The organism is Desulfosarcina sp. (assembly GCF_033791525.1).
GTDB lineage: Bacteria > Desulfobacterota > Desulfobacteria > Desulfobacterales > Desulfosarcinaceae > Desulfosarcina.
Genome location: NZ_JASJGN010000405.1, coordinates 1 through 7,435, shown reverse-complemented (window position 1 = coordinate 7,435; position 7,435 = coordinate 1). Strand labels below are relative to the sequence as shown.

General features: G+C 57.8%; 9 protein-coding genes. 4 read left to right on the top strand and 5 right to left on the bottom strand.

Going from position 1 to position 7,435, the window contains the following annotated elements; translation table 11 throughout:
* Nucleotides 1-267 precede the first annotated feature (267 nt).
* Together QNK41_RS19855 and QNK41_RS19850 are read left to right on the top strand one after the other, a co-directional pair.
* Nucleotides 268-456, top strand: coding sequence for a hypothetical protein (locus QNK41_RS19855; RefSeq protein WP_319260610.1), 189 nt, complete (start codon nucleotides 268-270; stop codon nucleotides 454-456).
* A gap of 216 nt (nucleotides 457-672) precedes the next feature.
* On the top strand, nucleotides 673-2,247 hold the full coding sequence (locus QNK41_RS19850) for an MBL fold metallo-hydrolase RNA specificity domain-containing protein (protein WP_319260607.1): 1,575 nt from the start codon (nucleotides 673-675) through the stop codon (nucleotides 2,245-2,247).
* Here QNK41_RS19850 and QNK41_RS19845 read toward each other — a convergent pair.
* From QNK41_RS19845 to QNK41_RS19830, 4 genes are read right to left on the bottom strand one after another with little or no spacing between them, the layout of a single operon-like run.
* The gene (locus QNK41_RS19845) at nucleotides 2,237-2,995 is read right to left on the bottom strand and encodes an SDR family NAD(P)-dependent oxidoreductase (RefSeq protein WP_319260603.1); all 759 of its coding nucleotides are present in this window, start codon (nucleotides 2,993-2,995) and stop codon (nucleotides 2,237-2,239) included. The genes QNK41_RS19850 and QNK41_RS19845 overlap by 11 nt on opposite strands.
* A 23-nt stretch (nucleotides 2,996-3,018) precedes the next feature.
* Nucleotides 3,019-3,471 carry a PaaI family thioesterase gene (locus QNK41_RS19840; protein ID WP_319260601.1) on the bottom strand — a complete coding sequence of 151 codons (453 nt, stop codon included), beginning with the start codon at nucleotides 3,469-3,471 and terminating at the stop codon, nucleotides 3,019-3,021.
* Nucleotides 3,472-3,477: 6 nt separating this feature from the next.
* Entirely contained in the window at nucleotides 3,478-3,774 is a 297-nt protein-coding gene (locus QNK41_RS19835) for a transcriptional regulator (protein WP_319260598.1), read from the bottom strand.
* The gene (locus tag QNK41_RS19830) at nucleotides 3,771-4,250 is read right to left on the bottom strand and encodes a low molecular weight protein-tyrosine-phosphatase (RefSeq protein ID WP_319260595.1); all 480 of its coding nucleotides are present in this window, start codon (nucleotides 4,248-4,250) and stop codon (nucleotides 3,771-3,773) included. Before QNK41_RS19830 ends, QNK41_RS19835 begins: the two co-directional genes overlap by 4 nt.
* A gap of 244 nt (nucleotides 4,251-4,494) precedes the next feature.
* On the opposite strand from QNK41_RS19830, the gene QNK41_RS19825 reads away from it, so the two are divergent.
* A complete protein-coding gene (locus tag QNK41_RS19825) occupies nucleotides 4,495-5,643 on the top strand; it encodes a sigma-54 dependent transcriptional regulator (protein ID WP_319260592.1) in 1,149 nt (382 codons plus the stop codon).
* A gap of 31 nt (nucleotides 5,644-5,674) precedes the next feature.
* Nucleotides 5,675-7,279 carry a B12-binding domain-containing radical SAM protein gene (locus tag QNK41_RS19820; protein ID WP_319260590.1) on the top strand — a complete coding sequence of 535 codons (1,605 nt, stop codon included), beginning with the start codon at nucleotides 5,675-5,677 and terminating at the stop codon, nucleotides 7,277-7,279.
* Here QNK41_RS19820 and QNK41_RS23150 read toward each other — a convergent pair.
* Nucleotides 7,276-7,431 carry a LysE family transporter gene (locus QNK41_RS23150; protein WP_413815185.1) on the bottom strand — a complete coding sequence of 52 codons (156 nt, stop codon included), beginning with the start codon at nucleotides 7,429-7,431 and terminating at the stop codon, nucleotides 7,276-7,278. The two genes, QNK41_RS19820 and QNK41_RS23150, sit on opposite strands and share 4 nt — an antisense overlap.
* Nucleotides 7,432-7,435 lie beyond the last annotated feature (4 nt).

Here is a 7,435-nt window from a genome sequence, read left to right as displayed (position 1 = left end):
GGTCGTGGCCGAAGCCATGACCCCGGTGCGCGACGCCAAACCAATACTGGATCAACGTAAAATTGAGGTTTACGTCATCGGTGATGCCAAATCACCGCGAAATCTCATGCTGGCCCAGAGCGAGGCCGAGGAGATCGGTCGAAGTATCTAATTTTGTATTTCAAGCCTTTTAAACAATGTGTATACTGTGACATCTGCTGTGCTATCGAATATACCATTTGAAATCACAAAACGGTGAATAACACGAACTAAGACGATGGTGTTGCAATGACCACGCAGGAGGACGACGATCCTTATGAAAATGAAATGGAGACGCCACCCAGGCGCTCTCCGCGGACTAAGTTCAGGGAGTTCGACGATGATGAGAATGCGGCGTTAAAAGACAAACGTTCCAAAAAACGTTCGCACCGGCCAAAAACAGGCAAGGATGATATCTGGCCTGATGCCGACGATTGAGCAGGCATCCTGGTCGCTCGACCTTCATTTAGGGGTGGGCGTTGCATGATTGACGTCAGCGTCAGCAGCGACTGTGGAGAAATCCATCGGCTATAGCCGAGCGGACTGGTCCCAAACGTGTTTTTTGCTCTTTGTAATTTTCACCCGTATGGCCAATAGTGGTCGATACTTTCAACGGTTTGATATCAAGAGAAAAACGATGAAAGGAGCGCTGATATGCACATCACGTTTTACGGGGCGGTAAGGGAAGTGACCGGTTCCATGCACCTGTTGAGCACGGATCAGGATCGCATTCTGCTGGACTGCGGCATGTATCAGGGGCGGCGTAAAACGGCTGCCGAGAAGAACCGGGTGCTGCCCTTCGATCCGGGCATCCTTACCAACATGGTGCTGTCCCATGCCCACATCGACCACTCCGGTCGTATCCCTCTGATTACCAGAAATGGCTTCAACGGAAGGATCTACTGCACCCGGGCCACGGTCGATGCCTGTGGCTACATGCTTCCGGATTCGGCCCACATCCAGGAGAGCGATGCCGAGTACCTGAACTACAAGACGGTACGCTCCGCCCTGTCCCAGATGCGGCCCGGCGAGGACGGCCACACCTCCAAGCGCGATCTGAAGGATATCAAGCGGTTGCTCAAAAAAAACAAGCACAGGCTGAATGCCGAGGTGATCGGCGAATACATCAAACGCTTTCATCTGGAAGGGGTGGAGCCGCTCTACACCGCCGCCGACGCGGACCAGGCCCTCAAGGCCTTCGAGGGAATCCCCTACCGCAGCCCGGTGACCATCGGTAACAACATCACCTGTACGCTCTTCGAAGCGGGTCACATTTTAGGCTCTGCCGTGGTCATGATCCGTTTCGGTGACGGCGGCAACGCCCGCACCGTCTGTTTTTCAGGCGACATCGGCCGTTACGGCAAACCCATATTGCGCGATCCGGCCAGTGATTTTGACGGACTCGGCAGCGATGTGGACCTGATGATCATGGAGAGCACATACGGCAACCGAGACCACGAGCCGGTGATCGATCTGCGTCCCCGGCTCAAGCAGGTGCTCAACGAGACCTTCGACCAGGGTGGTACGGTGCTAATCCCCTCCTTTGCCTATGGACGCACCCAGGAACTGCTCTACGTGATCCACGAACTTTACGGTGCCGGCGAAGTGCCCCGCATGCCCGTATACGTGGACAGCCCCCTGGCCACCAACATTACCAAGGTGTTTGGCGAGCACCCGGAGGTGTTCGACCAAGAGACCCACGAGACTTTCCTCCAGCAGGGCAAGAACCCCTTTGCCTTCCGGCAGGTGCAGTTCACCGAGAGCGTCGAGGCATCCATGGCCCTCATGCGCGAGGAAAAACCTCACATCGTTATCTCCGCGTCGGGTATGTGCGAGGCCGGGCGCATCCTGCATCACCTGCGATACAAGATCCACCATCCCAGGAACACGATTCTCATCGTGGGTTACATGGCCAATCACACCCTGGGCCGGCGTATCCTGGATCAGGGAACGGCATATGAGGCGTCGGGCCGGAAGGGGGACCCCCCCATCGTCAAGATTCTCAACAAAGAGTACCCGCTGAAGGCGCGGGTAGTTAAAATCGGCGGGTTTTCCGCCCATGGGGACCGCAATGAGATGCTTCGGTTTCTGAAGCAGTCCAACCTGAAGATCAAACGGATTGCCGTGGTCCACGGTGAGGAGGATCAGAGTCTGGCCTTTGCCGATCGCCTGAAGAGCAACGGTTTCGACGCGATGGTGCCGCGGGTCGGGCAATCGCTCACCATTTGAGCTCCCTGAGATCGTATCGCCCGCCATTTTTAAATCGTCCATCCATCAACAGACGAATCAGGGCTGTGGCCGCACGCTCGGGCGGATGGAGTGCGCCGCTCTCTTTCAACTTGAGAAATTTGTCCACCTGATCGAACTGTTGGACGCTGCAGTTGCGGATCTTCTCCTGCATGGCGGTGTCCACGGTCCCCGGTGCCACGGCGCAGACGGTGAATGTCGGGTCGATGCGGGAGAACTCCATGGCCATGGCACGGGTGGCCATGTCCAGGCCGGCTTTGGCGGCCCCGTAGGCCGACCATCCATAGTAAGGGGCCCGGCTGGCCCCGGAAGTGATATTGACGATCCATTTGTGGCCGGGAAACGGCCTGGCGAAATTGAAAAAATGCCGGGTCAGCACCAGCGGTGCGGTCAGGTTGACCCGGATGTTCCTGGCCAGGAGCGTGTCATCGCAGTCGCCGATCGGAGCGATGGGATCGAGGACGCCGGCGTTGTTGATCAGCACCGTATGGGTCAGTCGGCTGGTCTGCTGCCGCTCGATTTGAATGCGTTTGACGGCCGGGCCGATGCGATCGGTATGGTTCAAGTCGATGCGGATGTTCTGGTGGTTGACCTTGAGGAAAGGAGCTGCGCGTGACAGGCTGACCACGAAGCTGTTGGGCAGGGCCAATGCCGATGCCGCCAGTGCCTTACCGATGCCCCGGGTGGTTCCGGTGATGAGAAACAGGTGCTCGATCGGAGGCTGTTCCATGACGTGAAGGCTCCTTTCGACCGTCAGGTTGCCCGGACAGCGAGAACCCGGGCGTTGGCGCATTCCAAATCGCCTGTCGACAGGGTGCACGACACGACGGTCTTCCTGACCCCGGTCTCGAGGATGTGGGCCTTTAATGTCAATTCTTGGTCCATTGGGGTGGGGCGGATATAGTTGACGTTCAGGTTGGCCGTGACATACATGATGGCCGGCTCCTTGCCCGGCAGTCGCCCTTCGGCATCATAGGCGGCGGCGATAGCCGTGCCGATGCAGTGGCAGTCGAACAGGCTGGCGATCAGCCCACCGTAAACCACGCCGGGAAAAGCCGTATGGTAGTCCTTCGGTGTGAAACAGAAGATTCCATAGTGCCCGTCCCACTGGGTCCGGATGTTCAGCCCGTGGGGGTTGTCGCCACCGCACCCATAGCAGATGGCATGTTCGCCGCGGAAGTAGTCCTGAATGGCCGGTTGATCCATATTGTCCTATTCTTTGATTCTGAACACCGGGTGATCGATGCGGCTTTCCCGGCATCGGGGGCAGCGCCCAGGCTTGGTGAGGCGGCGCCGATCCGTGAATGTAAAACCGCATGCCAGGCAGGTGCAGGGGGTGAACGACAGTTTTCGTCTCTGGCCTGCCACAGTTTTTTGGATGTGGGTCAGGTGCCGGTAGACATCCTTTTCGGATACCCGAACCGCCTGGGAGATATCCAGCGCCGTCATGGCCTCTCGACACAACAGGTCGATGATCTGCTGGCGATGGGTTCCCATGGGTGCGTTCAAGACGCCTTCCTGCCCACCTGCCGCCGGATATGGTCGATGACTCCCGGCATGCAGGCGACGATTTCACGGGCACAGGTTTCATAGGCGCCAAGGGGAGAGCCATAGGGGTCTTCAACTTCCGGGTTTTCCCGATTCGCTGCGAAGGTGCCTAGCAGCAGGGCGTATTTGCAGCGAAAAAAAAGCAGGTCGTTGATCTTGTCGATGTGATATTTTTCCATGGCCAGCACCAGATCGGCGGACCGGATCATGCCGGCATCCAGAACGCTTGCCCGGTGCTGGCTGATGTCAGCCCCGTACGCAGTGACAGCCTTGACGGCAAAGGGTTCTGCCCGGTTGCCGTGAAGCCCGTGGGTGCCGGCAGATCGGACCGAGACGACCGGTTTCAAGTCTTCCGGTAACTGGTGCCACAGCAGCCCCTCTGCCATGGGGCTCCGGCAGATATTGCCCGTGCAGACCATGAGTACTGAAAATGTCAAAATGCCTCCATCAATGTGGGTGATACCGATTTCAATATAGAGTCGGCAGGCTTCAAAGTCAATCAGACGGGCGATCCATGTGCTTACGACCTTGTTCGATACCTGATCCCAATTTTATACCAAATCGTCTGCAATCATCGCTGAACCCTTTTATCCAAGGTTGATCTTTTAAGCGGGGTTTACTATACATACGAATCCAACAAAGGGCGTTACCCTCTGCCCTGCCCATTCTGCGGAGAGTGCCATGTCAGACACCCGAATCCTTTTTGTAGACGACGACCGAGACATTCTGGCGATGGTCGAGCAGTATCTGACGATAAAAGGCTACGATGTGACTACCGTGGACAACGGCATCGAAGCCGTTGGGATCGTGAAGGAAAAGCAGATCGACATTGTCTTCACCGACTACAAGATGCCCGAATTCAACGGCCTGGAGCTTTTGGTGGCCATCAAAAAATACCGGCCCCAGACCGAGGTGATCATCGTTACCGGCTACGGGTCGATGGAGTCGGCGATAGAGGCCATGAAATTCGGCAGTTATGACTACCTGCAAAAGCCTTTCAAACTAGATCACCTCAGGCTAATTATCGACCGGATCGTAGAAGAGCGGAAGATCAAGGATAAGGCCCAACTGATCCGCAAGATATCCCGGGAGCGCCACCAGTATGGCAAAATGATCGGTCTCTGCCCCAAGATGCGGGAAATCTATGAGGTGATCGACACCATCAGCATCGAGAACCCCATGGTTCTGATCCATGGGGAGAGCGGTACGGGCAAGGCGTTGACCGCACGAACGATCCACGAAAACAGCGACCGCAGAACGTTGCCCTTCGTGCCGGTAAACTGCAACAGCCTCAGTAAAAAGACGAAAACAGAAGAGGAATTCGCCGCTCATCTGTCGGGCATGCTCGCATCCGTGAACGGCGGCACCCTTTATCTGGATGAGGTCTCCTCGCTTCCATCGACCGTGCGTGAACGGATGATGGTGGTTTTGGGCAACGCGGAAACGGATGCCGGTCAGCGCCCGCGCCTGATTGCCGGAACCGCCAGGGAACTGGATGAAGTCATTGCCAGCGGTGCCATGAAAAAGGATCTTCTGGATCTTTTCAATGCCATGTTCATCAAGCTGCCGCCGCTTCGGGAGCGCAAGGAGGACATTCCGCTGCTGATCAACCATTTTCTCTACACGGACAGCCCGGCGGCCAAAACCCGGATCTACGGCATCACCCCGTCGGCCATGGACATCCTGCTCAAGTATCACTGGCCGGGCAATCTGATCCAACTGCAGAATGTGATCGAGCGGGCGTTTGCCATGGGCGTTGAAAATGCCATCGGCCCCGAGGATCTGCCGGCGGAGATCCGCACCTTTGGTACCATCTCTCAAATGACCTGACGATCCTTTCGTTTTCTCAATCCATACCGCCATGGTCGATATTCTTCTGATCCAGCCGCCGATAGCGGATTTTTACCTTACCGCCAAGCGGACCATTCCCTATGGGTTGGCGTCCATTGCCGCCGCCGCTGCACAAAAAGGCTTTTCTGTGGCCATATTAGACGCCCTGGCTACCGGCAAGTCGCGGGTCATTGCGCCGCCTGAAGCGATGGATGACCTTGCCGCCTTTTATGGCCGGGCGGATCAAAGCCCCTTTGGCCTGTTTCACCATTATCGTTACTACGGCTACAGCCTCGAGCATCTTGGCCTCCAGATAAAGGCATCCGGGGCGTTTCTTGTCGGCATCGCTTCTTTGTTTACTGCATACAGCGACATGGCGCTCGCTGTGGCGCGGACGGCCAAAGCCAGCCAGCCCGGCTGCACGGTGGTTCTTGGCGGACATCATCCCACGGCTCTGCCGGCGGCGGTGATGGCGGAAACGGCTGTGGACCTGGTGCTCCGGGGGGAAGGTGAGGTCGGTCTGCCGGCCCTGGCCTTGGCATTGAGGTCGGGCGGGAGCCTGGCGGGTGTGCCGGGCATCGTGTACCGCAATCCCGACGGATCCCTTCATATCGGCGAGCCCGCCCTGTGCCGGGATCCGGACCAACTTCCCGTGCCCGCCTTTGGGTTGATTCGGCGAAAGTTCTATCAGCGGTATGGGCGGGACAGCATCGTGGTTACCGCCGGCAGGGGGTGTCCACTCAAGTGCAGTTACTGCGCCACCGGTGCTGAATCGTGGATGGGGTTCAGAAAACGCTCGGTTGCTGCCGTGCTCCGGGAACTCCGGGCGGCATCGGCGGGGCGCCAGGTGGGATTCGTCGATTTCGAGGATGAGAATCTCACCATGGACCGCCGGTGGTTCCTTGAATTGATGGAAGGGATTCGCGATATTTACGGTGATTCATTACCGGAACTTCGGGCCATGAACGGCCTGTTCCCGCCCACCCTTACCGCAGCGGTGGTAAGGGCCATGAAGACCACCGGATTCAAAACCCTGAACCTCTCTCTGGGAAGTGCAGACGCCGGACAACTGAAGCGCTTCAATCGACCCGATGTGCGCGAGGCATTTAATCGTGCACTGCGTTATGCCCGACGCGAAGGGCTCTCGGCGGTGGGGTACATCATCGTCGGTGCACCGGATCAGGACCCCTTGTCGTCGGTGGACGACCTGCTGTTTCTGGCCGGGCGCCGGGTTCTGGCCGGCGTTTCCGTTTTCTACCCGGCACCGGGCAGCGCGGACTACGAGCGCTGTCGTGCCTTGGGACTGATGCCGGCATCCTTTGCCCGTATGCGCGCTACGGCGCTGCCCATTGATCAGCGCACGTCGCGTACCGATTCGGTCACCCTGTTGCGGCTGGGCCGGCTGCTCAATTTCATGAAGTCACTTGAGACCGCCGGCGTCCCGATTCCCCAGCCGGCGCCGGTGGGCAATCATATGGCGCCTTTGGTGGACCGGCAGCAGGCGGGCATGAAACTGCTGGCGGCATTCCTGTGGGACTGCGGCATCCGAGGGATTGAACCTGATGGTACGGTATACGACCATCGGGTTTCAGCCGCGCTGTGCAGGCGATTTCACAAAGGGTTGCCGGGTGGTTAGAGCCGTCCGATCACCGCTGCCAATCCGAAGCCGGTGAGCACCGCTCCGGAGAACCGGTTGATCCAGCGCATGGCTTTTGCATTCATGCGGGTATTGAACAGTCTGCTGAACGAAGAGAGAATGACCCACCAGGCCATTGAGCCGGAAAACACACCG

What these genes read in the sequence shown, in the direction of transcription:
- QNK41_RS19825 (WP_319260592.1), top strand. Translation starts at nt 4,495, where the DNA reads ATGTCAGACACCCGAATCCTTTTTGTAGACGACGACCGAGACATTCTG.
- QNK41_RS19840 (WP_319260601.1), bottom strand. Translation starts at nt 3,471, where the DNA reads ATGGATCAACCGGCCATTCAGGACTACTTCCGCGGCGAACATGCCATC.
- QNK41_RS19855 (WP_319260610.1), top strand. Translation starts at nt 268, where the DNA reads ATGACCACGCAGGAGGACGACGATCCTTATGAAAATGAAATGGAGACG.
- QNK41_RS19850 (WP_319260607.1), top strand. Translation starts at nt 673, where the DNA reads ATGCACATCACGTTTTACGGGGCGGTAAGGGAAGTGACCGGTTCCATG.
- QNK41_RS19820 (WP_319260590.1), top strand. Translation starts at nt 5,675, where the DNA reads ATGGTCGATATTCTTCTGATCCAGCCGCCGATAGCGGATTTTTACCTT.
- QNK41_RS19845 (WP_319260603.1), bottom strand. Translation starts at nt 2,995, where the DNA reads ATGGAACAGCCTCCGATCGAGCACCTGTTTCTCATCACCGGAACCACC.